Below are 25621 nucleotides of genomic sequence, written 5' to 3' on the forward strand. Positions count from 1 at the left end.
CCAGATCAGAATACCATGCAGTTTCACAAGCTCTTCTTGCTGGTCGCAGGCGCTCTCGGGCTGGCCTGCGCGCCGCTTTGCGCGCAGGCGGCGCCCTCTTCCGCCGCATCGGCGCCAGCGCCCACCAGCGTGAGTCAGGCACCGCAGAAGTTGCCGGCGGCACGCGTCAAGCAGACACTCGCGGACTACCAGCGCTGGCTCAATCGCGTCGCGCAACGCGATGCGGTCGCCGGGCTCGCCACCGCCGTGGTGATCGATGGCAAGGTGGTCTACGAGGGCACGATCGGCTACACCGATGCCACCACGAAGGATCCGATCACGCCGCATACCGTGTTCCGCCTGGCATCGCTGTCCAAGGCCTTCGCCACCGCGATCACCGGCCTGCTGGTCGACGACGGCAAGCTCGGCTGGGACACGAAGCTGCTCGACGTGCTGCCGTATTTCAAGCTGAAGGACATGCAGGCTGCCGCGCAGGCCACCGTCGGCGACATCCTGGGGCAGCGGCTGGGCCTGCCGCGCAACACCTACGACAACATGCTCGAAGGCGACACCTCCTACGAGGAACTCGTGCGCAAGCTGGACGAGGTCGACATGGTCTGCGGCGTCGGTCAGTGCTACGGCTACCAGAACGTCGCCTTCAGCATGATCGGCGACGTGGTGCTCGCGCGTACCGGCGACTTCTTCTATCACCAGGTCGACAAGCGCATCTTCTATCCGCTGGGCATGACCACTGCGAGCTATGGACGCGCCGCCCTGGAATCCAGCAAGAGCTGGGCGCGACCGCATCGTGGCAGCAGCCGCGGCTGGATTCCGTTCGATCCGAACGAGACCTACTACCGGGTGGCTCCCGCCGCCGGCGTCAACGCCAGCATCCGCGACATGGAGAAATGGCTGATCGCGCAGATGGGCGGACGCCCCGACGTGTTGCCGCCTTCGCTGCTCGACGTCCTGCACGCGCCGGGCGTGTCCACGCCCAGCGAACTGCACGCCACGCCCTGGCGTCGCGCACGGCTTGCCGACGCCCACTATGCACTGGGCTGGCGCGTGTACGAGTACGGCGGTGAAACCCTGATCTATCACGCCGGCGCCGTAGCCGGCTACCGCACCATGATCGGCTTCTTCCCGAAATATCGCGCCGGCGTGGTCACCTTGTGGAACTCCACCGGCCCCACGCCCAGCGGGCTGATGCCGATGGTGCTGGACGACCTGCTCGGCCTGCCACACGTCGACTGGGCCGAAATCGAAGGACCCGCAAAGGCCGCGGCGCCGACCAAGGCCAGGAACCCGAAGCACCGGCCGCGCGCGCGCCACCGGCCGGCACGCAAGCACTGAGAGCTCGCGGCGTTGGCGCAAGGCGGTTCTCGCTCGCGCCGTGACCGCGGCATTCAGGCGAGTGTGGACATGCACCTGGCTCGCCATGGAAGAAAGCCGCGGGAAGCCACCTTCTTCGCGAACCCGGATTTCCGCCGGCCGAAAAAAAGGCGGCGCATGCAGGGCATGCGCCGCCAGTTCATCGCTCACTTCCGGATCAGAGCTTGAACTCGATCCGCTGCTGCTTGATGCTGGAAACCGCCTCACCGTTCTTCATCGCCGGCGTGAAGCGGTAGCGCTCCACGGCATCGATGGCCGCACGGTCAAATACATGGCGCGGCTGCGATTCGAGCACCTTTACGTCACTGGTCTTGCCGTCAGGATCGACGGTGAACGTGACCACGACCCAACCCTGCTGGCGCGTGCGCATGGCCGCGGTGGGATAGCGTGCCGGAGCCGCCTTCACCAGCACGGCGGCGGCGTTGGTCCCGGTCGCGCCGGACTGATCCGCACCGGCGGCCGCAGCGCCAGTCGAGTCGGTGGCGTTGGCTGCCGTCGAGGTCTGCTGACTCGCCTGTTGCGCCGCGCGCGCCTGTTGCGCCTTCTGCTGTTCGGCGGCCAGCGCCTTCTGCTGTTCGGCCAGCTGATCGGCGGCAGCCTTGTCCGCCGCCGCCTTCTGCGCGGCAAGCTGCGCCGCCTTCTCCTGATCCAGGGCCAGCTGTTGCTGCTTGTCCAGGGTCTTGCGCTGGGCATCCAGCTTGGAACGCAGGATGGTCAGCGTGAAGTTCGCCGGATCCGCCTTGGCCAGCAGATCGATCTGGCGCTGGGCCTCGTTGAAGTCACGCGAGTTGATCGCCTGCTCCGCCGAATTGGCTGCGAACGGGAACGTCTCGCGCAAGGCATCCGAAGCGACCTTGTTGCCCGGCTCCTTCTCCAGCACGCGCAGGTAGAACTCGAAGGCATTGTTGCCGGACGGCGCCAGATAGCGCTGCTCGTTCATGGCGGTGCGCGCCTCGGCGAGCAGCTGGTTCAAGTCCATCGCCGCCACGTTGGCCGGTGGCGGCGCCGCCCGCGTTGCAGTGGAAACCGGCGTGGACGGATGGCCACCCGAGTCGGCCATCACCAGATCCTGGTGCGGCTTGATGATGAGGAACCACGCGCCTACGGCAAGCAGGACAACGATGGCGATGACGGCAATCATGGTGGGGCGAATGGCCCCGCGCGCATGCCGGCGCGCATCAAGTATGTATCGGGTATCCATGGTCTCTCACTGAGTGTCGACAGATACCCGCGCTTTTTCCCCCTGTACACCCAGGAGCGACGAATCCCCCGGATTCACCGCGGCGCGGATGTGCAGAAGGTAACTCCAATGGGACAGCACGGCAAATGGCCCGCGAATTCAGGGCCGGGGAACGAGGCCTCGCCTGCCGGCACGTCGGGGTGCGGACCAACTGGCCCGGGTGTCGCGCCGGACTTTTCGTCGCCGGAAACGAAGCGTCCCGGCCAGGCCGGGACGAATCTTTCGAAGTGCTCTCCCCGCGCTGGGCACCGCGGGGAGAGAAGTCGATGGCTTGTCTTATTGTTGGGTGACGCGGGTTACTTACTTCTTCGCTTTGGCTTTGGCGGTCTTGGTGGCCTTCACCACCTTGGCCGGTGCAGCTTTCTTGGCGGCAGCCTTCTTCGGCGCAGCCTTCTTCGCAACCTTCTTCACGGCAGCTTTCTTGGCAGCAGCCGGCTTCTTGGCAGCAGCCTTCTTGGCGGCCGGCTTCTTGGCGGCAACCTTCTTGGCTGCCGGCTTCTTCGCTACCGGCTTCTTGGCGGCAGCCTTCTTGGCGGCAACCTTCTTCACGGCGGGCTTCTTGGCGGCGGCCTTCTTGGCGGCCGGTTTCTTTGCAGCGGGTTTCTTGGCAGTGGCCATGGTTCGTCTCAGCTCCTCATCAGTTGGCAGTGGTTGCCCAGTAAAAGCGTGCAGGAACGCTTCGACCAACACGTCACTGTTGGTAGCGTGCCGAAGATTGTTCACTTGACGGTGGGTGCGCAAATCAGAAAGCCGCCGCAATACATGCAGCGGAATCGAGACAGTGATCTTGCGTACTGCATTCGCCTTTTCACCGTGTTCGACGTACGGCTTGATGAATTTGGTTGTTGCCATAAAACGCATTCCCCGTGATCTGTTGCGAAAGCTATCCCTGAAGATTTCTGGTGTCAATTGATTTCAATCATGAAATCAACCGGCCCGACCGGCCGCAATCCGCCCGGAACCACCACGCGATGCGGCCTGCGGGACTTGGCGGCATCTTTCAATTGGACGTCCATACGTCCAAACAAAATTTGGTCAACATTTGACCAATGCCTTGAAAGCCTTGTACTGCAAGGCTTTCGACATGCGCGGCTGAAAAAAGTCGAAAATCGGTTGCACGAATGCGCAAGTCCGGCGCAAGACCAAACGGCCATCGCGACGTCGCCGCTGGCAGATGAACGGAACGCGACTGAAATCTTTTCTGCCAGGCGCCGGAAGATGACTCCGACCCAGGACCGGACAGCCTCGGAACGCATCGTCGCCCGGCCGAGGCATCCGGACTTCCTCACCAGGGACGATGCATGAGCACGCGCTTGCCGACCGATCGATCGTCGTCGCGTTCCGTTCGACGACTGCGCGAGGAAGATCTGCCGATGAAAATCCTGGCGGGAACTCCGCGCCAACTTCCCCGTGATTTCGTCGTGATCCGCATCACCCGTTCCCGAAGGATGCCGCGGTATCCATCTTGTGCCGAATGACTCCGGCGCGGCACGACGAACCATCCGGAGTGGCCAGACCGTTACCCCGAAAACGACGCCGGCCGCGAAAGCGGCCGGCGGGTCGGGACTCGACGAATGAAGGACTCAGTGGTCTTCGTTCTCGACCAGATCCTGGTAGTCGTTCGCGTCCAGCAGTTCGTCGAGCTCGGCACGGTCACTGGGACGCACCAGGAAGATCCAGCCTTCACCGAAGGCATCCTCGTTGATGGTTTCCGGCTTGTCGTTGAGCAGCTCGTTGACCTCGACGATCTCGCCCGAGACCGGTGCGTAGATGTCCGAGGCAGCCTTCACCGACTCCACCACGGCTGCGCCGGTGCCGGCCTTCACCGCCGAACCGACTTCCGGCAGCTCGACGTAGACAAGGTCGCCAAGCTGGCCCTGCGCGTGATCGGAGATGCCCACCCGAACCAGGCCGTCGTCCTCGACGCGGGCCCACTCGTGGGACTTGAGAAATTTCAGATCGCCGGGAATCTCGCTCATGATGGGTTCCACTCATTGGGTTGGGTTGCAGGCGATGATTCTAGCCACATCCGCCTGCGGGAAGAATGTGCCGCGAGCAGCACGCGCACGACGACAGCCTAGATCCCTTCGCAGGGTTTGCCGTCGCGCACGAAGGGATATTTCACCAGACGCACCGGCACCTCGCGACCGCGGATGTCGACGCGCACGTCGCCCGGCTCGCCGGCGGGAATGCGCGCGAACGCCACTGCCTTGTTGAGGGTGGGCGCAAAGCTGCCCGAGAGGATCTCGCCCTCGCCGTTCGCGGTCAGCACCTTCTGGCCGTGACGCAGCACGCCCTTGTCATCCAGCACCAGCCCGACCATCACGCGCGGCACGCCGGCAGCCTTCTGTTGTTCCAGTGCGGCGCGACCAATGAAGTCGCGTCCCTCGTCCAGCGCGATGGTCCAGCCCAGGTTCGCCTCCCACGGCGTGACAGTCTCGTCCATGTCCTGACCATACAGGTTCATGCCGGCTTCCAGGCGCAAGGTGTCGCGTGCGCCGAGGCCGGCCGGTGCGACACCTGCCGCAGCCAGCGCTTCCCACAACGCGACGGCATGCTCGGCGGGAACCACGATCTCGAAACCGTCCTCGCCGGTGTAACCGGTACGCGCCACGAACAGCGGCATGCCGTGCGGCCCCTGCGCCGCAGCGGCGGCAAACTTGCCGAGCTTCTCGATGCGCTGGCGATCCACTTCATGCAACAGCCCCAGCACCTTGGCCCGGGCAGCCGGACCCTGCACCGCGATCATCGCGAACTCGGGGCGTTCCTTCACCTGCACCTCGAACGCCTGCGCCTGGCGCTCGATCCACGCCAGGTCCTTGGCGCGGGTGCCGGCGTTGACCACCAGCCGGTAGAACTCGTCGCCCAGGTAATACACGATCAGGTCGTCGATTACCCCGCCACGCTCGTCGAGCATGCAGGAGTACAGCGCCTTGCCGTGCACCTTCAGCTTGTCGACGCTGTTGGCCAGCAGGTGGCGAAGGAAGTCGCGTACGCGCGCACCATGCAGATCGATCACCGTCATGTGCGAAACGTCGAACATGCCGGCTTCACGGCGTACCGCGTGATGCTCCTCGATCTGCGAGCCGTAGTTGATCGGCATGTCCCAGCCACCGAAGTCGACCATGCGTGCACCGAGTGCGCGATGGGTGGCATTGAGTACGGTCTTCTCGGTCATTGCGACGCAGCCTTGCGGGGGGGGGGGGGAATGCGCCATTATCCCCGCCGACACCCGGCAATCCAAGCCGAGCCCACGTCTGCTCGCTCCAGGCCCGGCCGGCTGGCGATGACCTGCTCGGCCAGGGCATCGGCACTGACTTCCGCCACCTCGGGCGTTGCATGGCGCGCATCGATGCCGGTGAATCGCAAACGCGCCGGATCGTGCCTTGCGGCACAGCCGCCGGGGCGCGTCGCCCCATGCCGCCAGCGAGGCATCCATGAACACCTGGATGATCCCGCCCGGTCGAACACGTCGCGCGCGGAACGGTCACCCGGTGCGGAAGGCCGCCTGTACTTCGCGCATGATGCGAACGCCGCCGGCTCGAGCTCGTCCAGCTGCAATGGCGATGGAATCGGCAATCATGTCGTCCCCTCGGGCACGGCAGCTTCGCGATGCGGCATCAGCAGCCGCGTCGGTGCGGCAGGCACCGCGTGTCAGCCGTTCTTCAGGCAAGCACCGGGTAGGCGGGGTCGGCATCCAGCGTCGCGGCGCATACCGCCGCCAGTTCAAGCAGGCGCAGATCCGAACCGCGCGCCCCGACCAGTTGCAGTCCCACCGGCATGCCGTCTGGCAGCGTCCCCATCGGCAGGCTCACCGCGGGGCAACCGGCCAGGCTGGCAAAGCTGGTGAGGTCGGCCTGCGAATCAGGCACCGGACCATCCAGCGGGAACGCACCCTGGGGCGTGGTCGGCATGACCAGCACGTCGACCTGGGAAAACAGCCGGCGCATTTTCAGCGTGGCCGCGTCGAGCACGCGATCGGCCACCGCGTAATCCGCCGCGCTCTTGCGGCCGGCGTAGCCGAGCATCTGGCGGAAGCGATCCGACACGGGACGCTCGGTATTGGCCAGGTCGGCGGCGAAGGTGCCGAGCATCTCCGCCTCCATCAGCAACAGACCGGCGCGGCGCGTGCGGGCGAAATCCCAGTCGGCAAAATCCACCGTGCGCCGATCGCCCAGCGCATGCGAGAGCTTCGCCAGCGCCGACTCGAACACCTCGATCACTTCCGGCTGCACGCCCACGCCAGCGAGATCGGGCAGCAGGCCGGCGCGCAGGTTGCCCGGCTCCCAGTCCGGCAGGGCGAACGCGACGCGACGGCGGCGCGAGCGCGCATCGTCGGCATCGTAGCCGGCCAGCACCTGCAGCAGGACGGTCAGGTCGTCGGCGCTGCGCGCCAGCAGGCCGACGGCATCCAGTCGCCGCGCCGCCGGCACCAGGCCACGCGCGGAAATTTCGCCATGTGTCGGCTTCAACGCATACAGGCCGCAGTAGCTGGCCGGGATGCGGATCGAGCCGAGGCTGTCCGAACCCACCGCGGCTACCGCCAGGCCCGCGGCGACAGCCGCCGCTGCGCCGCCGGAAGAGCCGCCGGCGGTGTAGCCGTGCCGATGCGGATTGTGGGTGGCACCGAAGTGCGGATTGTCGGTGGTGGCGCCCAGCGCACCTTCGTCCATGTTGGTCTTGCCCACCAGCAGCGCACCGGAGGCACGCAGCCGCGCCACCACGTGGGCATCTTCCTGCACCGGCTTGCCGCGACCGGGAAGGCCGACCCGCGTAGGCCAGCCGGCAATGTCGAAGTTGTCCTTCACCGCCAGCGGAATGCCGTCCAGTCGTCCGATCACGCCGTCGCGACGACGCCGGTCGGCCAGGTCAGCCTGATCCTGCAGCAGGCCCGAGCGCTGATCGACATAGGCATGCAGTTCCGGGTCCAGCCGTTCGATCGCTTGCTGGTAGACATCGGCCAGCGCCCGCGGCTGCACCCGGCCCGTGGCCAGCCAGTGCAGCAACTGGCAAAGCGAGGCACGACGCAAGTCGAGATCGGCGATCGGCGGCATCGAATTCATGAAAACTCCCTGAGATATGCCCCGATTATCGCCGCGTCCGGTGAAGTGAATGCAAGCGGTGGCGCAGCACGCGTTGCCGCGCAGCGCCCGAAACCGGACAATGGCCGCCTGATCCATACCCCGACGCACGGCAACCGCCTGCGCCTTCACCTCGCATCCCGGAGTCCGCCATGAGCGAACGCGAAACCATGGAATACGACGTCGTCGTCGTCGGCGCCGGTCCGGCGGGACTGTCATTCGCGATACGGCTCAAGCAACTGAAGCCCGACGTGAACGTCTGCGTGATCGAGAAGGCCTCGACCATCGGCGCGCAGATCCTGTCCGGCGCGGTGATCGAGCCGCAGCCGCTGGACGCCCTGCTGCCCGGTTGGCGCGACCGGCCACCACCTATTTGCGTGCCTGCAGGCGACGACGAATTCTGGCTGCTCGGCAAGGACGGCGGCCGCAAGCTGCCGGTACCGCCGGGCATGCGCAACCACGGCAACTTCATCGTGTCGCTGGGCGCGATGTGTGCGTGGCTGGCCCCCCAGGCCGAGGCGCTCGGCGTGGACGTGTTCCCCGGTTTCGCCGCCGCCGACAACATCTACAACGAAGACGGCTCGGTGGCCGGCGTGCGCATCGGCGACATGGGCGTGGCGAAGGACGGCACGCACAAGCCCGGTTACACCGAAGGCATCGACATCAAGGCGAAAGTCACCGTACTGGCCGAGGGGGCCCGGGGCAGCCTCACCAAGCAGCTGATCAAGCGCTTCAAGCTGGACGCCGACAGCGATCCGCAAGGCTATTCCATCGGCATCAAGGAGCTGTGGCAGCTGCCTGCCGGCCGCGTCACGCCGGGCAAGATCGTGCACAGCTTCGGCTGGCCCGCCGACACGCATACCTATGGCGGCAGTTTCATGTACCACCTGGACAAGGATCGCATCGCGCTCGGCTACATCAGCGGGCTCGATTACAGCGACCCGGAATACAAGCCGTGGGAGGCCTTCCAGCAGTGGAAGAATCACCCGATGGTGAAGCCGCTGCTGGAGGACGGCACGATCCTGTCGGCCGGCGCGCGCGCCATCGTCACCGGCGGCTGGCAGTCGCTGCCGAAGTGCGAGATGCCCGGCGCGATCCTGATCGGCGACACCGCCGGCCTGCTCAACGTGCCCAAGGTGAAAGGCACCCACCAGGCACTGAAGAGCGGCATGCTGGCGGCCGAGCATCTCGCCGCGAACGGCCTGGACGCCACCGGTTTCGACGCGAAGTTGCGCGGTTCGGACGTGATGGCCGAACTGAAAAAGGTGCGCAACATCAAGCCCGCGTTCAAGAAAGGCCTGTGGTTCGGACTGCTCAATGCGGCGTGGGAAACCGTCACCGTCGGCCTGTCGCCGTGGACGCTGAAGAACAAGGCCGACTGGTCCTCGCTGCACAAGCTCGGTGCCCAGGAAGAACCGAAGCGCGATTACCTGCAGCGCACGCTGGCCCCGCGCGACCGCCTGGCCGGCGTCTACTTCGCCGCCACCGAGCACGACGAAGACCAGCCGATCCACCTGCACGTGGCCGACACCGACATCTGCGCCACGAAGTGCGTCGAGGAATACGACAATCCCTGCACCCGCTTCTGTCCCGCCAACGTCTACGAGATGGTGGCCGATGAAAGCCAGCCGCACGGCAAGCGCCTGCAGATCAACGCGGCCAACTGCGTGCACTGCAAGACCTGCGACATCAAGGACCCGTACGAGATCATCACCTGGGTCACGCCCGAAGGTGGTTCCGGACCGAATTACCAGAACCTCTGACTGATCGAGGGCAGTCCGCTGACCGGCAACCTGCACTGGCGCCTGAAGCGCCTCGGCTACCTGTGGCAACGCACGCGTTCCAGCATCGCGTTGCGCGGCTGGAGCGGCACGCTGGCGCGCATGCGCCAGGAATTCCAGGCGCGTCCCGCGTTCGACGAGGCGTTGGCGCTGTTGCCACTGGACGAGCCGTTCGCGCCCTTTGCATTGCCCGTCAGCGGGCAGCCTCGTGTCTCGGTGATCATCCCGATCCACGGCAAGCTTGCCCATACCCTCGCCTGCCTGCGTTCGCTGGCGCGACATGGCGCACGGACGGCTTTCGAAGTGATCGTGGTGGATGACGCGTCGCCGGACGACAGCGCCGCGACACTCGCCCGGATCGCCGGCCTGCGCCTGCTGCGCAATGCCACCAACCTCGGTTTCGTCGGCAGCTGCAACGCGGGCGCGGCCGTTGCCACCGGCGAGTTCCTGCTGTTCCTCAACAACGACACCCAGGTCACGCCGGGCTGGCTGGATGCGCTGCTGCAGTGTTTCGCCGATCACCCCGACTGCGGCATCGCGGGCAGCAAGCTGGTGTATCCGGACGGTCGCCTGCAGGAAGCCGGCGCGCTGGTGTTCGCCGACGGCAGCTGCTGGACCACCGGTCGCTTCGAGCCGCGCCAGGCCGCGACGTTCCGCTGGCGTCGTGAAGTCGACTACGTCTCCGGCGCGGCCCTGCTGATCCGCCGCGAGGTCTTCCGGCAGGTTGGCGGTTTCGACCTGCGTTACGCCCCGGCCTACTACGAGGATGTCGACCTGGCGTTCGCCGTGCGCCGGCTCGGCCTGCGCGTGTACTACGAGCCGGCCAGCACGGTGATCCACTGCGAAGGCATCAGCGCGGGCACCGATCCCGATCGCGGCATGAAACGCCACCAGCGCCTCAACCAGCTGACCTTCGTCGACAAATGGGCCACCGAACTGGCAGCCCAGCCACCGGTTGGCACGGCGGTGGAACGGGCGATCCGCTGGCGCCAGCGCGGCCTCGTGCTGGTGGTGGATGCGATGACGCCGGAACCGGCGCGCGACTCGGGCTCGCTGCGGCTGTGCGCGATCCTGGGCCTGCTCGACGGACAAGGCTGGGGCACCGTGTTCCTGCCCGACGACGGCCGCGCCAGTCCCGCGGAAATCGATGCACTGGGCGCGCTGGGCTGCGAGGTGCTGTGCCGGCCCGCGGTCGCCGACCTGCCGCATTGGCTGCGTCGGCACGGCCACGAGCTGCATGCGGTGATCCTGTGCCGCCACACGGTGGCAGGCCAGTACATCGCCGCCGTCCGGCGCCACGCGCCGCAGGCCCGGCTGATCTTCGACACCGTGGATCTGCACTTCCTGCGCGAGGGCCGCGCTGCCGAAGTGGGTGGCAGCGCAGCGATGGCCCGCCAGGCGGAAGCGGCACGCCGCAGCGAGCTGGCCCTGATCGAACAGTCCGACGTCAGCCTGGTGGTAAGCCCGCACGAACGGGACTTGCTGGCGCAACTGCTGCCCCGGGCGCGGGTGGAGCTGCTGTCGAACATCCACACCGTGCAGGCTTGCCGGCGCGGCCACCACGAGCGGCGCGACCTGGTCTTCATCGGCGGCTACGGCCACCCGCCGAACAGCGACGCGCTGCGCTGGATCGCCACGGAAATCCTGCCGAAACTGCGCGAGCTCTCACCGGAGATTACCGTGCACGTGCTGGGCGACATGCCCGACGCCGCACGGCGCGAGCTGGCCGTGCCCGGCATGGAACTGCATGGGCGCGTCACCGAGCTGACACCGTGGCTGGATGCGTGCCTGGCTTCCATCGCACCGCTGCGCTTCGGTGCCGGTGTGAAGGGGAAGATCAACATGGCGATGAGCCATGGCGTGCCGGTGATCGCCACGCCGGTGGCGGTCGAAGGCATGCAACTGGGCGATGGTCGCGACGTGCTGGTAGCCAGCGACGCCACCGGTTTCGTCGAGGCGGTCCTGCGGCTGCAACGTGACGAGGCGCTCTGGCGGCAACTGTCGGCCGGTGGACAGGACAACGTGCGCAAGCACTTTTCGCCCGAGGCCGCCGACGCCACCCTGCGCCGGGTGCTGGATTGACCACCGCTCTTCCAGCGCCGATGCTGCGGCATTGCCTCTGATCCTCCGTCATGCCCTCCTCTCATTTCGCCAAGCGACTCCTGTTCACCGCGCTGCGTGCCGGCTTCCGCCTCACGCCGATGCCGGCGACCACGCGTGACCGGCTGCGCCAGCGATTTCTGGACCACCACGCCGATCTGCTGCCGCCCGGTCCGCGCGGCCAGGCGGGCAGCGGCTCGCAGGTCGAACACCGGCTGCGCACCAGCGCGGACGCACGCGCCATCGGCTTCGCGCCGCATCGCGCCGGCAACCTGCCGGCATCGCTGCCAGCCACCGTGGTCGCGTTCTACCTGCCGCAGTTCCATCCGATTGCGGAGAACGACGCCTGGTGGGGCGCCGGCTTCACCGAGTGGCACAACGTGACCCGCGCCCTGCCGCAATTCGAGGGACACGCGCAGCCTCGCCTGCCCGGCGAACTGGGCTTCTATGACCTGCGCCAGCCCGACGTCATGCGCCAGCAGATGACGCTGGCCCGCGAGTACGGCGTCGGTGCGTTCTGCAGCTATTTCTACTGGTTCGCCGGCAAGACCCTGCTGGAGCAGCCGCTGCGGCAATGGCTGGCCGATCCCGCGCTCGATCTGCCGCTGTGCCTGTGCTGGGCGAACGAGAACTGGTCGCGCCGCTGGGACGGTCGTGCGGACGATGTCCTGATCGGCCAGCAACACAGCGCCGCGGACGACCTTGCCTTCATCGCGCATGTCGCACGCTATCTCGCCGACCCGCGTTATCTGCGCGTGGACGGCAAGCCGCTGTTGCTGGTCTATCGGCCCGGCTTGCTGCCGGACGCCAAGGCCACCGCCGCGCGCTGGCGCGAGTGGTGCCGCGTCAACGGCATCGGCGAGATCCAGCTGGCATACGTGCAGAGTTTCGATCGCGTCGATCCGCGCACGATCGGTTTCGATGCCGCCGTCGAATTCCCGCCGAACAACACCACGCTCGACCCGATCACGGCCAGGCAACGCCTGCTCAATCCGGACTATCACGGCGACGTGCATGACTGGCGCGAACTGGCCCGGCAGTCGATGGCGCAAGCCGATCCGCCGTATCCGCGCTATCCCGCGGTCAACCCGGGCTGGGACAACGAGCCGCGGCGCAGCGGGCGCGGCCGGGTGTTCGCGCATGCCTCGCCACGCGGCTACCGCGACTGGTTGCGTCATGCGGTGGCCACCGCGCGACGGCGCTTTCCGGCGCAACCGCTGGTCTTCGTCAACGCCTGGAACGAATGGGCCGAAGGCGCGGTGCTGGAACCGGACAGACGCCTCGGCCACGCATGGCTCGAAGCCACCCGCAACGCACTGCAGGCTGAAGCGACCCCGGACGCGCGACCCTGCGCGGTGATCCACATCTGGTACCCCGAACTGCTGGACGAGCTGGTCGCCGCGCTGCGCGCCAGCACCATCGACTGGCGCCTCGTGATCACCACCGCGCACGAGCGCGAACAGGCGGTGCGCGAGCGCGCCGGTCAACTTGGCCTGGACGCCGAGATCGACGTGTTCGAGAACCGCGGGCGCGACATCCTGCCGTTCCTGCACGTGGCCAACCGCCTGCTCGACGAAGGCGTGACCACGGTGCTCAAGCTGCACGGCAAGCGCTCCACCCATCGCCAGGACGGTGAGGCCTGGCGCCGCGAACTGCTCGACAAGCTGCTCGCGCCGGAACGGGCCAGTCGCATCGCCGCCGCCTTCCGCGACGACGCGGAGCTGGGCGTGGTGCATGCCGAAGGGCACCTGCAACCGCTGGACTATTACTGGGGCGCCAACCAGGACAACGTCGACTACCTCACCCGCCGCCTGGGCATTGCGGCGCCGGACGTGGAGACCGACCGTTTCATCGCCGGCAGCATGTTCTGGGTGCGGCCGGCGGCGTTTCGCCCGCTGCTCGACGCGCACCTGGAAATGGCGGGCTTCGAGCCGGAGGCGGGCCAGCTCGATGGCACGCTGGCCCATGCGATCGAGCGGGTGTTCAGCCTCGCCGCGCGCAGCGGGGGATTCACCGTGAAAAGCGCGGCCGGGCTGCTGGGGCTGGCCGACACCGTCCCCGGACCGTATCCCTATGCCCGGCGAAGTGGCTGAGACCGCGTCGCATCGCCGCAGGCCCGCCCGTTTCGTACGAATGTTTGATGGCGGTTAGAATGGGCGTTCCCGGGTCCCGGCAGGGACAGTTCACGAGGCAAGGAATCACAGATGAAAATTCTGGTCGGCTACAAGCGCGTCGTTGATTACAACGTGCGCATCCAGGTCAAACCCGACGGCAGCGGCGTGGTCACCGACGGCGTGAAGCTCTCGGCCAATCCGTTCGACGACATTGCGCTGGAAGAGGCGCTGCGGCTGCGCGAGAAAGGCGTCGCCGACGAGGTGATCGTGGTCGGCATCGGCCCGGCCGATCTCACCGCGCACCTGCGCAACGGCCTGGCGATGGGCGCCAATCGCGCCATCCACGTGACCACCGCCGATGCCGTGCAGCCGCTGACCGCCGCCCGCGTGTTCCTGAAGCTGGTCGAGAAGGAGCAGCCGGGCCTGGTGATCCTGGGCAAGCAGGCGATCGACGACGACGCCAACCAGACCGGCCAGATGCTGGCCGCGCTGTGGGATCGCCCCCAAGCCACCTTCGCCAGCCAGGTCGAGATCGCCGACGGCAAGGCCACGGTGACGCGCGAGGTGGACGCCGGCCTGGAAGTGATCGAGGCCGAGCTTCCCGCGGTGATCACCACCGACCTGCGCCTCAACGAGCCGCGCTTCATCAAGCTGCCCGACATCATGAAGGCCAAGAGCAAGCCGATCGACACGATCGAGTTCGGCTCGCTCGGCGTCGAGGCACACGACCACCTCAAGACCACCCACCATGCCGCGCCGGCCAAGCGCAGCAAGGGCGTGATGGTAAAGGACGCGGCCGAACTGGTCGCCGCGCTGAAGCAGAAAGGGCTTTTGTGATCGTCCCTGATCAGGCCCCGGCCATCCATGGCCGGACTTTCAAATAAAGCTCCCACGCTCCAAGTTTGAGGAAAACCCCATGAGCAAGATCCTGGTCATCGCCGAACACCTCGGCGGCAAACTCAACTCCGCCACCGCACGCGCCGTGAGCGCTGCCGTCGCCGTCAAGGGCGAGGCGATCGACGTGCTGGTGCTGTCGGACGCACCCGATGCGATCGCTGCCGAGGCCGCGCAGATCGACGGCGTGAGCCGCGTGCTCACCGTCGCCAGGCCCGAGAACGCGCATCCGCTGGCCGCCGTGCTGGCGCCGCAGATCGCCAAGGCCGCCGCCGGCTACAGCCACGTGTTCGTGCCGTCCACCACGTTCGGCAAGGACATCGCCCCGCGCGTCGCCGCCCTGCTCGGGGTGGCCCAGGTCAGCGACGTGATGAGCGTCGAGGCCGCGCACACCTTCAAGCGCCCGATCTACGCCGGCAACGCCATCATCACGGTCGAGGCCGATGCCGCCCACACCGTCGTGGCGACCATCCGCTCGGCCTCGTGGCCGGCCGCCGCCACCGGCACCGGCAGCGCGCCGGTCGAGGCACTGGCCATCGACGTCGCCCTGCCCGCGCATACACGCTTCATCGAACTGAAGCAGGGCAGCAGCGACCGCCCCGACCTGCAGAGCGCGAGCAAGGTCGTCTCTGGCGGCCGCGGCGTGGGCTCGAAGGAAAACTTCGACATCATCTTCAAGTTCGCCGACCGGATCGGCGCAGCCGTGGGCGCCTCGCGCGCCGCCGTCGACGCCGGCTACGTGCCCAGCGACCTGCAGGTCGGCCAGACCGGCAAGATCATCGCGCCCGAGCTGTACATGGCGATCGGCATCTCCGGCGCCATCCAGCACCTCACCGGCATCAAGGACGCCGGCACCATCGTGGCGATCAACAAGGATGCCGAGGCGCCGATCTTCGAAATCGCCGACTTCGGCCTGGTGGGTGACCTGTTCAAGATCATCCCGGAGCTGGAACAGGCACTGGGCTGAGGGGCGTTGCGGACATGAAGCTCAAGGAAATTTTTCTCATGGACATGCATGCATGACGCCTCTTGCCGGGCCGGGTTGGCCAGACATGGAATCATGATCAGCCTGAAGAGGCGCATCGCCGACCGTTTTCATACTTCGCGACTGGCGCGAAGCTCCGTGGTCGTCCTGCTGGTCATGCTCCTTTGCCTGGCGACCTGGGCGACGGACAGGCGTTCGCTTCATCTCCAGCTGCTCACTTACGCGGGAAGTCTGGGGTTCATCGCAAACTCCGTTCCGGTGGTTCTGCTGTTTTTCATGGTACTCGTGGTCAGTCGACGGGTGATCTTCACGTCGTTGATCGTTTCCGCACTGATGGGAGCCGTGTACAGAATAAACGCCATCAAGCTTGAAACCCTTCAGCAACCGATCGCCTTCAGCGACGTCTACTTTCTTCGACAGGTAAACGCATCCGTCATCCACCTGCTGTCCCACTATCTGTCGGCCAGGATCTTCCTGTTCGCAGTCGTTTCGCTGGTGATCCTCGGTGGAATGTATTTCTGGGAACGCCCGCTGCTGAACCTGAAGCGACTCTCCCGTATCGTGAGCGCTCTGCTTCTGGCTCTTGTCGCTTTCGGTCTGTATCGAGGCGTTTCGCCTGCGCGCAAGCTCTATGACCGAAATGTCCTCCGCATCGCTCCATGGGCTCCGGCAGCCTCCGAGCTCCATGCGGGGTTGCTGGGCACACTTGTCTACCAGGCCATCGAATCCTCCACTGCACTGCGCGAACCTGTCGACAACGCCGCCATCACGCGTCTCGCCAGGCTGGAGGTTCCCGACGCCGGCGCACCTTCGCCCGTCGCCTCGCAGAAGCCCGATATCATCGTCATACAAAGCGAGTCGTACTTCGATCCTTCGACGCTTGCAGGGATCGACGACACCAGCCGACTCCTGCCCGTGCTGGCGAGAGCGCGCTTGGCCGGCTCGGTGGGTCAGATGAGGGTCCCCACGTTCGGCGGCGGCACATTGCGCACCGAATTTGAAACCCTGACCAGCGTTCCTCTGGCGGCCTTTCCAAAAATCGAATTTCCCTATCTCCAGATCCACGACAAGACCATGCCGAGCCTGGTCCGCGTGCTCAAAACGCAAGGGTATCTTGCATACGCCGTCCATCCCAACGATGCCAATTTCTGGAATCGTGAGCGGACATTCCAATCCATGGGTTTCGATGCCTTCTACAGCCGCAAGGACTTCCCGGCCGATGCGCCCGAGGACGGCTGGGCGATTGCCGATTCCTCGTTCACGGAAAAAATGGAGCAGCTGCTGGATCGGGAAAGCCGCCCCGTGTTCATCATGGGGATAAGCATGGAGGGTCACGGCCCTTACCTGGAAAATCCCGTTCTGGACAAGGCCATGCGTGATTCCATCCCGGTTCCGTCGACGTGGCCGGAAAATGCCGCCAAGGAATACCGCAACTACGCGTATCACATCCACCACGCCGACCACGAACTTGGGCGTCTCTGGGATTACCTCGAGCGACGAAAGCGTCCGTATATTCTCGTCTTCTACGGGGACCATCTCCCCGGCTTTTCGAAGGTCTATACCGCCGCGGGCGGATTTGACGACCATCAACCGGCATCGACCCAAATGGTGCCGTGGGTCATGGTGTCGAACCTTGGGCTCAAGATGCCAGGCCAACCCATTTACTCCTGGATGACCGGCGGCACGATCCTATGCAGCTTTGCAGGCCAGGGAAACGATTACTACGCCATGATCCAGAAGGCGCAGCGGCACCAGGCAGAGCGCCGAATGGCATCGCTGGACAGGGAAACTCTCGAAGGCATCGAATCCCTTTCGAGACTTTACCTGCGAGGTGAGGCGATGCCCGGGAATGTCAAGGAAAGCGCAAGGCAGTCGTTCTGCGCCGCAACCGGGGTGACCAACCCGTGAGTGCATGGAAATGGTCCGCTTTCGCGTTTTCCACCGCGGCTCTCCTCTCCGGTTGTCATCGCGTGGAATTCGATCTGAGTCCGCAACACTTTTCCGAATGCCAGGGCACCCGCGTGGCTGTCCATGTCAGGTGGAGCGTCCCGGCAACGACTCCCAAACCCATAAGCATCTACGTGAATGGGGTTGGCTTGCCGGAGACGCTGTGGACCGGCGGCGGAACCAGTGGACAAGCCGATACAGGCAAGTGGATGTTTGACGGGTCATCCCTTTCACTTCGAGACGGCAATGGCGCGCTCCTGGCGAGAAGAACCATGACCACGGAACCGTGCAGTCAACGTAGTCAGGGGACGGCCACGCCCGATTGATCAGCGCTCAATCGCAACAAGCCCCCTGGGGGAAGGATGCCTGCGACCACAGATGCATCCGTCTGCGTGAAATGGAATCTTTCCGCGGGCCGACTTCGTCCGGCATGCTCCTTTCGAAGCGTCGTCAACCGTTCCTTTTGACGCTCCTGCCTCCAACCCCGCAAGGTCGCATCCAAATTCGACGGCAAGGAAGGGTGACTGGGAAGCCACGCTGTGACAAATGCAAAGCCAAGCCACAGCGCCGTGGCAGGTCGATTCGAGCCCCTTCAACCATGCCGGACCAGCTCGATCCGGCGCTGATTGCGCGACGCCGCAGAACGACAACTTCCGCAAATCCCCCTGGTCCTGGCTGCGAAGGCTCGCAGGCTACGTCGATGTCAGCTGGAGCGACAGAGTCCGTTCGCGCAGCCCGGCGGAAGTTTCGGTCGGTTCCGACAGAAGCCCGCTGCGAGCATCATTTCAGGCGCAGCATTTGCTTCTCAAGCAACGTCCACGACCCGTATCCCATTACCGTCGCCATTGCCAACGACGAACCCACGTGCAGAGTCAGTCCCGCGCCCGGGAAGATATGGGCAACTGCCTGCTGGCACGGCCAGCCCCAAAGATAGATTCCATAGGACGGATCACCAAAGCGTTCCAGCCAGCGCCACGGGGGCATCAGATAGGCAATGAACCCCACCACACCAGCCAGGGCCAGTGCGAAAACCATCGGGTAGGGCGGCAAATGCCGCACCAGCACCGCGGCCAGCACAAGCGCTACCACCAGTTCCAGGCTGACCCGAATGCTGGCGCGATGCAGATATATGCATACACCCAGCATGAAGTACCCCGCCAGCCGGAGCCAGGTCTGGTTCAACGGAAAAAGTTCCGGGTGGACCAGCCCCGTCAGAAACAGCGCCGCCAGCACCAGGGTAGCGACCCGAACTGACGCAAACAGGCCAATCGCGCCCAAGATTCCAAGCAGAACATACATCCGCACTTCAGCGGGCAGGGTCCATTGCGCACCATTGATGGCGGCTGTCTTTGCGCCATCCTCAAACACGCCAGGCAAAGTCCAGACCATGTTGGACGACATCTTCAGGTTGGTGGCGATGTAATTCCACACGCCGCCATGGTGCAGATACTCGGCGGATGGCAAGCTGGTAAACATCAATCCGTACACTGTGGCCAGCAGCACTACATTCAACACGAATGCGGGATAGACCCGGAGAATGCGCGCTTTCGCAAACTTGTAGAAGCTACGCTGGCGGATGTAGCTGCCAGTCACAAGAAAGCCGCTGATCAGAAAGAAGATGTTTACAGCGATGTCGCCACTGTAGATCCCCCAGCCCAGCCTTACGAAAATGTCTCTTGTGCCAACCGATGGCGCAATGGCGGACGCATGCCCGTAGATGACGGCCGCTGCCGCGGCGATGCGCAGCACGAGGAAATTGTCCTGGCGGCGAGCCAGACCCTCTTCCACGGTGATTGAACTGCGAAGAAAGGCCCACAGCCGATCGAAGTGACGAAACATCCAGCGGCCCCGCCGCTTCGTCATGAAATCAGTACCGCTACCCACAGGCGTATCCACATTCTTTCCTTGACGCTGCATTATCGATGAAGCCATGCACGAGCGTCGCGGCACGCGCATTCGCCCGAGCAGGCATGCATGGGCTCCGCGCCGCGGCCCGGCTGTACTGACTCATGAAGCAATGCTGGGCGGTCGTCATGCTCCGCCCCCGTTCCTCCGGCGTTCGATATCCGATGATGAGCAAGCGCTCATTCCTCAGTTCGCACAGTTCTTCCCGGTCTTCACCGTATAGGAAACCAGCTCCACACCGGTTTGATCGTCGTAGACATGGAACCTGGTGCCTGCAACGACCCAATTGCCGGCCCGCGAACTGCCGCCAAACCCCGCCTTGGCAAAGAGCTTTTCCTCGGGGTTTGCAGGATTGTCGGTAGTCACCCTCGTGCTCCTGATCGAGGGATCGATTCGTTGCCAACTGACCACGGGGTCGATGGTCGCTCCGACTTCGCAACTGTCCACCGTCCCCGGAACCAGCTGCAACGTCGCCCTGGGCGGCGCATCGCTCTTTGCAACTTCGGTCTTGGTGCCCATGGATCCGGGAGCAGGCGATTGCTCCTGGCTGCAGCCCATCAGCGCGACCGACAACAATGCCCCGAAAGCCAACACGCCAATTCTACTCATCATCCAATCCTCGGTAAGTTCTCGGTCAAGGCCGACGTGCAACGAAAATTGCGCCAGAACGCCCTGTCAGCGACATTCTGGCGCGCTGATCCAATCACCCATGCGCAATTCAGCCGGAGAAGTTCTGGCCAGGCCGTCATCAGGCAGCTGGATGTGCGCGCCGGGGGTCACGCATTACCCGCACCACCGGGACGACCTTCGCCGTACCCCTCCAGCTTGTCCCTCAGCAGCGTGGTGCTGGCCGCGATGAGGCTCGCGTACTGGGTGTTTTGAAAGCCCCACAGCGTGGAATGAAGCTCTTCCTTGTGTCCAACGAGGAAGGGCAGCGTCGTGACGATCCTTATTGATCGGGACCGTTCCAGATATCGGTCAATCGTATTGGTGGCCGCATCCCTGTTGCCCTCGTCCCATGAAGCGATGGCATCGTAGGTGCTTGCGTTGTAGACGTTGAAGACCATGCTGATCAGCCTGTCCGTCATGACGAACTGCATGCCATTGCGCTCATAGGCTCCCAGGATTTCCAGATCCGCATGCACGTCGGCCATGAGGCCGGAGAAAACGTCCCAATCATCAGGGGCCGCACGCAAATGCTCCTGGATGGCAGCCCAGCGTGAATCGAAGCCCTGTGGAAATTCCACGTCATCCTCGCAGATCGCCACGGACGGCAGGCCCTGTTGCCTTGCAAGCATGATCATCAGCTTGTAGCTCATCGCACAGCCCAGCCAGCCCTGGCAATGACGCAGGCCCGTGAAGCGCACGAATCCGAAGCGATTGTCACGATCGAAGCTTTGGGATCGCCGCACGAACTCCGGCAGGCTCAGGCAGATCCTGTCGCCCGGCAGATTCATGTGCCGGCCGGCGACATTCCAGAACTCGTCGAAAGTGATGTTGTCCGTCGCAAGCAGGAAGCGATAGAACTGGGCATCGAACTGATTGGGCAGTCCGCGCAAAATCTCCTCATTGCGTTGCAGCCGCTGCTGACGCAGCTCTTCGTTGCTCAACCAGAAGCGGACCCTCTCCACCATTCCGGCGCAGTCATCCACATCGACGAAATCGACCACATCAGCAAGTTCGCCGTGCTGATCCATGTCGACCGAGCGCTCCGACACGACCAGCTTGCCCAGCGAAAGGCATTCCCACAGACGGGTAGTCTCAAGAAGCGCTCCCGCGTAATAGTGAATGTTCACTACCAACTTGGCTCGGGCCAGCTCGTCATGCAGGGCATCGCCAAAAAGATCGTTGATCACCTTGACCTTGCAGACCCTGCTCAATTCCGCGATGAACTCGCGGCGACGCGCGTTCTGGATGTCCCCGTAGAAAATCACGTCGTAGTCTGTGGACGCCGCCGTCGAATCGCTCCGATACTGGTCCAGGTACCCAATCGGCACGTGGTACATCTGCTGCGCATACAGCCCCATGTTCTGGAGCTTGGCGATATTCGCCAGCGAATAGTCGAAAATCGCAAAAGAGTTTTCCAGCCGGCGCACGTATTCCTCGGTGAACCAGCGCGAGCTGACGGACTGCTCCATCTGAAAGGAAACATACAAGCCCGGAAGCTGTTCGAACATCTGGGGACAGACGACAAAATGGGGCACATCGTCGTAGCCGGCCTCCGGCATCTTGTAGATGATGCGAGACGGTATCTCGACCCGCCGCAGGGCTGCCGCGATTTCTTCGGCCACGTAGGTACAGTGCGCCGTGGTGAGGATCACGATGGGCGAATCGCTTCCGCGAAGGTCGAACACCGGCCTGCGGGCAGACACCGGAACCGAAATTTTCGCCGCATCCGAATGCGCACCCGGATCCATGGCTTCGGGCACCCTTTTCAGCTTCCATCGACGTCCCGAAACCTCAGCATCCTTTCGAGCGACCGATGTTCGTTCGCCCTTGGCCGATTTGCGCGCGCTGCGCGCGTCGAACGCGAGCTTGATGGCCCGCGCCGGCCAGGTCAGCTTCCACGAACGGGAAGATTCCATGTCCGCCACGCGCGCCTGACTCCACTGCAGCTCGTTCTTCAACGTCAGCATCCTGGAATAGGCGGCATCCGCCTCTCGACCCATCTCGCTGATCCGCTGCGCCTGGGCGTCCACCTCTTCACGAAGCCGTTGAACGACTTCTGCCTGCAGACGCGCCTCCTCCATCAGGGTGGCGATTCGACTTTCATTGCGCTGGATCGTGTTCGACGAATCGAGCCTGAGCTCGACCAGCAGGCTCTCCAGCCGCCGGATTGCCTCGTCACGCGCCCGCACTTCCGCATCCCTGTTGCGAACTTCCTCGTCACGACGCTGGATCTCGATATCCCTGGCCTGAATCACATCTTCCCTGCTCTGGAGATGGAGATCCTTGCCATGCACGGTTTCGAGCAGACCGTAGATCTTTCGCTCGTTCTCGCGGATCGCCTCATCGCGACTGTCGAGCTGCCTGTCCTTGTCGCATATCAGCGCGTCCCGTGCAGCCAATTCCAGACGCAGCTCCTCGGCCCGTCGCTCGCCGACCTCAACCGATCTCCTGAGGTGCGCGCCTCCAGCTTCGAGCGCCGCCACCTGCTCGCCAAGGAAGCGGCTCGCGTGGGATGCAAGGCGGGCAAGGATCGCGGGCAAATCGACCGGGTCCACATGCTGGATGCTGAAAATTTCGTTGGCCGGCAGCGCATGGCGGGCCAGCTCCTCCCAGGTTCCGGCGTCAAGAGCGACAACGACGGCGTGGGCTATCGGACCCAGTTCCACATTCCTGGACCTGCTCAGCCCCACATAAAGGACGTTCCCGTGGAGAAGCATTCCACGCGTGTATCCATCGAATTTCTTCGAGCGCAGCAGATGGCCGCTGTCGTCGTATTCGCGGATTTCGAAATTCTCGGAGTTCGCCAACAGCAGCTTGTCTCCAGCGGCCAGCAGGCTGTGCGGTTGACTCAAGCCCGTGATCAGCTTTTCCCCGGTATCGAGATCCTGCACGAAACCACTTTCCCGGGACCGCTGCTTGTATTCCTTGTGCAATCGCAGGTCGCCGAAAGCGCTGAAGACAAGGCGGCTACCCCAGCGCGTCAAGCAGTTGACATGCCACGAGTCCCGCTCCCCAGGAAGCGTCCACCGCTGCCGTTCCTGCCCCCGTTCATCCAGTTTGACGATCTCGTTGTCGTCGGTTTTCACCACGTAATGAAACTGCTCTTCCAGCAGCACATCATGAATGTCACCGAAGTCTTCTCCGGACGTCACGCCGCATTCCTCACCGTCCGCGTATCGCACCAGTCGCGCGGGCTGGAGTCCCCGCAACATCTGCCTCCCACGAATCACGAAGCCGGTCGTGTCCAGGCCATCGAGCTTGTATGTCGTCCCTTGATGGAGGAGAAACAGGCCTCCGTCATTCGGGCAGGCGATCAGGAGATTGGTGAATGCGTCATACATGGAACGTCACTCGCGGCTCGACATTGAAGTCAACCATCTCCGTCGACTTGTTGTCCTCTACGGGAAGAACCCGAAACGCGATGGCGTCCGCGATGCGGTGCAGCAGCGTCTCTGCCTCTTCTTCCACACCAAACACGCCCGCATTCATGAAATAGACACCGGGATTGAGCATGCAATCAAACAGGAATTCGACGACGGCATGCTCTCCCACGCGTTCAACCATCACCCCATCCTGGATGGTGGCCTCGGATAGGGTGCCGCATATGTGAAGGCCGGTGACGCTCTTGATCAGGCAGCCAAAACGGACCTTGAACAGCGCCTTGCTGAAGCTGACCTTGTAACAGAACCGATAGCGCCTGCCGCGCACCAGTCCGTTGACCTGGCGCCCCGCCTCCGTCAGCAGCATGGCATCGCTTATGTGAGCGCCGCGCGGCGCGAATTCCACCGTGCTCGAAGGTTTCAGGTCAGCGTCGAAGGTTTCCTGCGCACGCTCCGAAACGACAACTTCCGATGACCCGCCGCCAATCGCGCCACGTGACTCCGGCGCATGGCTGTTGCGACGGATTTCCTCGCGTATCGCTGCTGCCTGATCCGTCGGCGAATACAGGAGCTTGTGATAGCGATTGATGATCTCCTTGGGTCGGCCCTGCGCCAGCATTTCGCCGGCATCCATCAATACGGCGCGATCGCACAACTCGATGACCGCTCCCGCCGAATGGGAAACGAAGAGGATCGTGGCCCCCTTGTCGCGTATCGCTTCAATGCGGGAAAAGCACTTCCGCTGGAACAGCTCGTCACCGACCGAAAGAGCCTCGTCCACGACCAGTATCTCGGGCTCGACACTGACCGCTACCGCGAATGCCAGGCGGATGTACATGCCGCTGGAATAGGTCTTGACCGGCTGCTCAATGAACTCGCCGATGTCGGCAAACGCGGCGATATCATCGAACCTGGCGTCAATCTCTTCTCGGCTCAGACCGAGCACCGTGGCATTTAGATAGGCGTTTTCGCGCCCCGTGAACTCCGGGTTGAAGCCCGAGCCGAGCTCGAGCAGCGCGGCAATCCGGCCACGCACGTCCACACTACCGGCTGTCGGCGTAACGGTCCCGCAGATGATCTGCAACAGCGTTGATTTGCCCGAACCATTGCGCCCGACGATGCCGACCGTCTCGCCACGACGCACGTCGAAATCGACGCCACGCAGTGCCCAGAACTCCTTGAAATAGGCGCGCTCGGGCCGGCGAAATTGCCGCTGCAATGTTGGCAGCGTCATCTGCTTCAGGCGATCGACCGGTTGGGCGTAGATCTCGTAGCGCTTTGTCAACCCTTCGACATGGATGCTCAATTCATCAGAGGACATCGGCGAACCCCTTGCGAGTACGCTGGAACCACACGAAGGAAGCCCAGGCGAACAGGCCTGATGCCAAGGCATACAGTGCGAGATAGCTCCACATCGGCGGCTTGCCCCAGATCAGGACATCCTGGGATGCCTCCACGATCACCGTCAGCGGGTTCAGATACAGCAGATCACGATATTGCGGCGGCACCAGTTCCTTCGGGTAGAGGATCGGGGCCAGGAACATCAGCGCCGTGGTGATGATCCCGATCGCCTGTTTCAGATCGCGCAGGAATACGCCGAACGACGCCAACAACCAGACGGTACCGGCAACAAACGGCAGGAAGACCGCGACGATGACCGGCAGGAACACCACGGTCCAGGGAATGAATCCGTTCACGAAGATCGCGATGACCAACAGGGCGATCGTCGAAATGAGCAGGTGGAAAAGCGCCGCCCCGACAACGCTCCATGAAAGGATCTCCAGCGGAAAGACCACCTTCTTGACGAAGTTGGTGTTGCTGATGATCAGGGTCGGGGCACGGTTGGCGCATTCGGCGAACAGGGAGTTGATGTTCAGCCCGGAAAACAGCACCAACGCAAAGGCAAAGTGTCCGCCGAGCTGGGCGCTCCAGCGAGCCTTGAAAATCACCCCGAAAACAAAGGTGTAGATGAGCAGCATGACCAGCGGATTGACAAATGACCAGAACAATCCCATCAGCGACCCGCGATAGCGATCGGAAACATCGCGGCGCGCGAGCTGCATGATCAGGTTGAAATGGCGCACGAGCGCACGGTATGGCGACAGCGGGTCTGCCAGCCGGTATCTGTTGATCATGATCATGCGGGGCGGGACT

The 25621-nt window shown here is 64.0% G+C and carries 19 protein-coding genes; 9 read left to right on the top strand and 10 right to left on the bottom strand.

Features of this window, described 5'->3' with window-relative positions; translation table 11 throughout:
* Positions 1-15 precede the first annotated feature (15 nt).
* Positions 16-1332 (top strand): serine hydrolase domain-containing protein, encoded by a 1317-nt coding sequence (locus ABNK63_RS14020; RefSeq protein WP_350015975.1) that lies wholly within the window; start codon positions 16-18, stop codon positions 1330-1332.
* A 196-nt stretch (positions 1333-1528) separates the two neighbouring features.
* On the opposite strand, the gene ABNK63_RS14025 is transcribed toward ABNK63_RS14020, so the two are convergent.
* Both ABNK63_RS14025 and metJ read right to left on the bottom strand, forming a co-directional pair.
* A complete protein-coding gene (locus ABNK63_RS14025) occupies positions 1529-2572 on the bottom strand; it encodes an energy transducer TonB (protein WP_350015976.1) in 1044 nt (347 codons plus the stop codon).
* A gap of 339 nt (positions 2573-2911) precedes the next feature.
* The gene (gene metJ, locus ABNK63_RS14030) at positions 2912-3463 is read right to left on the bottom strand and encodes a met regulon transcriptional regulator MetJ (protein ID WP_082542781.1); all 552 of its coding nucleotides are present in this window, start codon (positions 3461-3463) and stop codon (positions 2912-2914) included.
* A 69-nt stretch (positions 3464-3532) separates the two neighbouring features.
* Here metJ and ABNK63_RS14035 point away from each other — a divergent pair, with 69 nt between their 5' ends.
* Positions 3533-3916 carry a hypothetical protein gene (locus ABNK63_RS14035; protein ID WP_350015977.1) on the top strand — a complete coding sequence of 128 codons (384 nt, stop codon included), beginning with the start codon at positions 3533-3535 and terminating at the stop codon, positions 3914-3916.
* The gene (locus ABNK63_RS14040; RefSeq protein WP_157582088.1) at positions 3913-4089 is read left to right on the top strand and encodes a hypothetical protein; all 177 of its coding nucleotides are present in this window, start codon (positions 3913-3915) and stop codon (positions 4087-4089) included. The genes ABNK63_RS14035 and ABNK63_RS14040 overlap by 4 nt, the downstream gene beginning before the upstream one ends.
* 105 nt (positions 4090-4194) lie before the next feature.
* On the opposite strand, the gene gcvH is transcribed toward ABNK63_RS14040, so the two are convergent.
* The 3 genes from gcvH to ABNK63_RS14055 all read right to left on the bottom strand — a co-directional run bounded on the left by gcvH (position 4195) and on the right by ABNK63_RS14055 (position 7674).
* Positions 4195-4590: a glycine cleavage system protein GcvH gene (gene gcvH / locus ABNK63_RS14045; protein WP_007807610.1), complete on the bottom strand. Its 396-nt coding sequence runs from the start codon at positions 4588-4590 to the stop codon at positions 4195-4197.
* A 98-nt stretch (positions 4591-4688) separates the two neighbouring features.
* Entirely contained in the window at positions 4689-5789 is a 1101-nt protein-coding gene (gcvT, locus tag ABNK63_RS14050; RefSeq protein ID WP_007807608.1) for a glycine cleavage system aminomethyltransferase GcvT, read from the bottom strand.
* Between the two features lie 487 nt (positions 5790-6276).
* Positions 6277-7674, bottom strand: coding sequence for an amidase (locus ABNK63_RS14055; RefSeq protein WP_007807606.1), 1398 nt, complete (start codon positions 7672-7674; stop codon positions 6277-6279).
* Positions 7675-7844: 170 nt separating this feature from the next.
* On the opposite strand from ABNK63_RS14055, the gene ABNK63_RS14060 reads away from it, so the two are divergent.
* From ABNK63_RS14060 to ABNK63_RS14085, 6 genes are all read left to right on the top strand, one after another.
* A complete protein-coding gene (locus ABNK63_RS14060; protein WP_007807604.1) occupies positions 7845-9455 on the top strand; it encodes an electron transfer flavoprotein-ubiquinone oxidoreductase in 1611 nt (536 codons plus the stop codon).
* A gap of 90 nt (positions 9456-9545) precedes the next feature.
* The gene (locus tag ABNK63_RS14065) at positions 9546-11555 is read left to right on the top strand and encodes a glycosyltransferase (protein WP_350015978.1); all 2010 of its coding nucleotides are present in this window, start codon (positions 9546-9548) and stop codon (positions 11553-11555) included.
* A gap of 50 nt (positions 11556-11605) precedes the next feature.
* Entirely contained in the window at positions 11606-13666 is a 2061-nt protein-coding gene (locus ABNK63_RS14070; protein WP_350015979.1) for a glycoside hydrolase family 99-like domain-containing protein, read from the top strand.
* Between the two features lie 111 nt (positions 13667-13777).
* A complete protein-coding gene (locus tag ABNK63_RS14075; RefSeq protein ID WP_204109583.1) occupies positions 13778-14524 on the top strand; it encodes an electron transfer flavoprotein subunit beta/FixA family protein in 747 nt (248 codons plus the stop codon).
* A 79-nt stretch (positions 14525-14603) separates the two neighbouring features.
* Positions 14604-15548 (top strand): FAD-binding protein, encoded by a 945-nt coding sequence (locus ABNK63_RS14080; protein WP_007807598.1) that lies wholly within the window; start codon positions 14604-14606, stop codon positions 15546-15548.
* A gap of 93 nt (positions 15549-15641) precedes the next feature.
* The gene (locus tag ABNK63_RS14085) at positions 15642-17474 is read left to right on the top strand and encodes an LTA synthase family protein (protein ID WP_040673167.1); all 1833 of its coding nucleotides are present in this window, start codon (positions 15642-15644) and stop codon (positions 17472-17474) included.
* Between the two features lie 819 nt (positions 17475-18293).
* Here the strand turns inward: ABNK63_RS14085 and ABNK63_RS14090 are convergent.
* The 5 genes from ABNK63_RS14090 to ABNK63_RS14110 all read right to left on the bottom strand — a co-directional run bounded on the left by ABNK63_RS14090 (position 18294) and on the right by ABNK63_RS14110 (position 25608).
* Positions 18294-19409: an acyltransferase gene (locus tag ABNK63_RS14090; protein WP_350015980.1), complete on the bottom strand. Its 1116-nt coding sequence runs from the start codon at positions 19407-19409 to the stop codon at positions 18294-18296.
* 195 nt (positions 19410-19604) lie between these two features.
* Complete coding sequence (locus tag ABNK63_RS14095) at positions 19605-20027, bottom strand: hypothetical protein (RefSeq protein ID WP_157582081.1); 423 nt, start codon at positions 20025-20027, stop codon at positions 19605-19607.
* 167 nt (positions 20028-20194) lie between these two features.
* Positions 20195-23428, bottom strand: coding sequence for a DUF4915 domain-containing protein (locus ABNK63_RS14100; RefSeq protein ID WP_350015981.1), 3234 nt, complete (start codon positions 23426-23428; stop codon positions 20195-20197).
* Positions 23421-24788, bottom strand: a complete 1368-nt coding sequence (locus tag ABNK63_RS14105; protein WP_350015982.1) for an ABC transporter ATP-binding protein — start codon at positions 24786-24788, stop codon at positions 23421-23423. Before ABNK63_RS14105 ends, ABNK63_RS14100 begins: the two co-directional genes overlap by 8 nt.
* Positions 24778-25608 carry an ABC transporter permease gene (locus ABNK63_RS14110; protein ID WP_350015983.1) on the bottom strand — a complete coding sequence of 277 codons (831 nt, stop codon included), beginning with the start codon at positions 25606-25608 and terminating at the stop codon, positions 24778-24780. Before ABNK63_RS14110 ends, ABNK63_RS14105 begins: the two co-directional genes overlap by 11 nt.
* Positions 25609-25621 lie beyond the last annotated feature (13 nt).

Origin of the sequence: Rhodanobacter sp. IGA1.0, assembly GCF_040208325.1 — a bacterium.
GTDB classification, from domain to species: domain Bacteria; phylum Pseudomonadota; class Gammaproteobacteria; order Xanthomonadales; family Rhodanobacteraceae; genus Rhodanobacter; species Rhodanobacter spathiphylli.

Bases quoted from the DNA above. Each gene is read 5' to 3' on its own strand.
- ABNK63_RS14100 (WP_350015981.1), bottom strand. From the start codon at position 23,428: ATGTATGACGCATTCACCAATCTCCTGATCGCCTGCCCGAATGACGGA.
- ABNK63_RS14060 (WP_007807604.1), top strand. From the start codon at position 7,845: ATGAGCGAACGCGAAACCATGGAATACGACGTCGTCGTCGTCGGCGCC.
- gcvH (WP_007807610.1), bottom strand. From the start codon at position 4,590: ATGAGCGAGATTCCCGGCGATCTGAAATTTCTCAAGTCCCACGAGTGG.
- ABNK63_RS14080 (WP_007807598.1), top strand. From the start codon at position 14,604: ATGAGCAAGATCCTGGTCATCGCCGAACACCTCGGCGGCAAACTCAAC.
- metJ (WP_082542781.1), bottom strand. From the start codon at position 3,463: ATGGCAACAACCAAATTCATCAAGCCGTACGTCGAACACGGTGAAAAG.
- ABNK63_RS14095 (WP_157582081.1), bottom strand. From the start codon at position 20,027: ATGAGTAGAATTGGCGTGTTGGCTTTCGGGGCATTGTTGTCGGTCGCG.
- ABNK63_RS14070 (WP_350015979.1), top strand. From the start codon at position 11,606: ATGCCCTCCTCTCATTTCGCCAAGCGACTCCTGTTCACCGCGCTGCGT.
- ABNK63_RS14040 (WP_157582088.1), top strand. From the start codon at position 3,913: ATGAGCACGCGCTTGCCGACCGATCGATCGTCGTCGCGTTCCGTTCGA.
- ABNK63_RS14110 (WP_350015983.1), bottom strand. From the start codon at position 25,608: ATGATCATGATCAACAGATACCGGCTGGCAGACCCGCTGTCGCCATAC.
- ABNK63_RS14055 (WP_007807606.1), bottom strand. From the start codon at position 7,674: ATGAATTCGATGCCGCCGATCGCCGATCTCGACTTGCGTCGTGCCTCG.
- ABNK63_RS14020 (WP_350015975.1), top strand. From the start codon at position 16: ATGCAGTTTCACAAGCTCTTCTTGCTGGTCGCAGGCGCTCTCGGGCTG.
- ABNK63_RS14085 (WP_040673167.1), top strand. From the start codon at position 15,642: ATGATCAGCCTGAAGAGGCGCATCGCCGACCGTTTTCATACTTCGCGA.
- gcvT (WP_007807608.1), bottom strand. From the start codon at position 5,789: ATGACCGAGAAGACCGTACTCAATGCCACCCATCGCGCACTCGGTGCA.
- ABNK63_RS14035 (WP_350015977.1), top strand. From the start codon at position 3,533: ATGAAATCAACCGGCCCGACCGGCCGCAATCCGCCCGGAACCACCACG.
- ABNK63_RS14025 (WP_350015976.1), bottom strand. From the start codon at position 2,572: ATGGATACCCGATACATACTTGATGCGCGCCGGCATGCGCGCGGGGCC.
- ABNK63_RS14105 (WP_350015982.1), bottom strand. From the start codon at position 24,788: ATGTCCTCTGATGAATTGAGCATCCATGTCGAAGGGTTGACAAAGCGC.
- ABNK63_RS14075 (WP_204109583.1), top strand. From the start codon at position 13,778: ATGAAAATTCTGGTCGGCTACAAGCGCGTCGTTGATTACAACGTGCGC.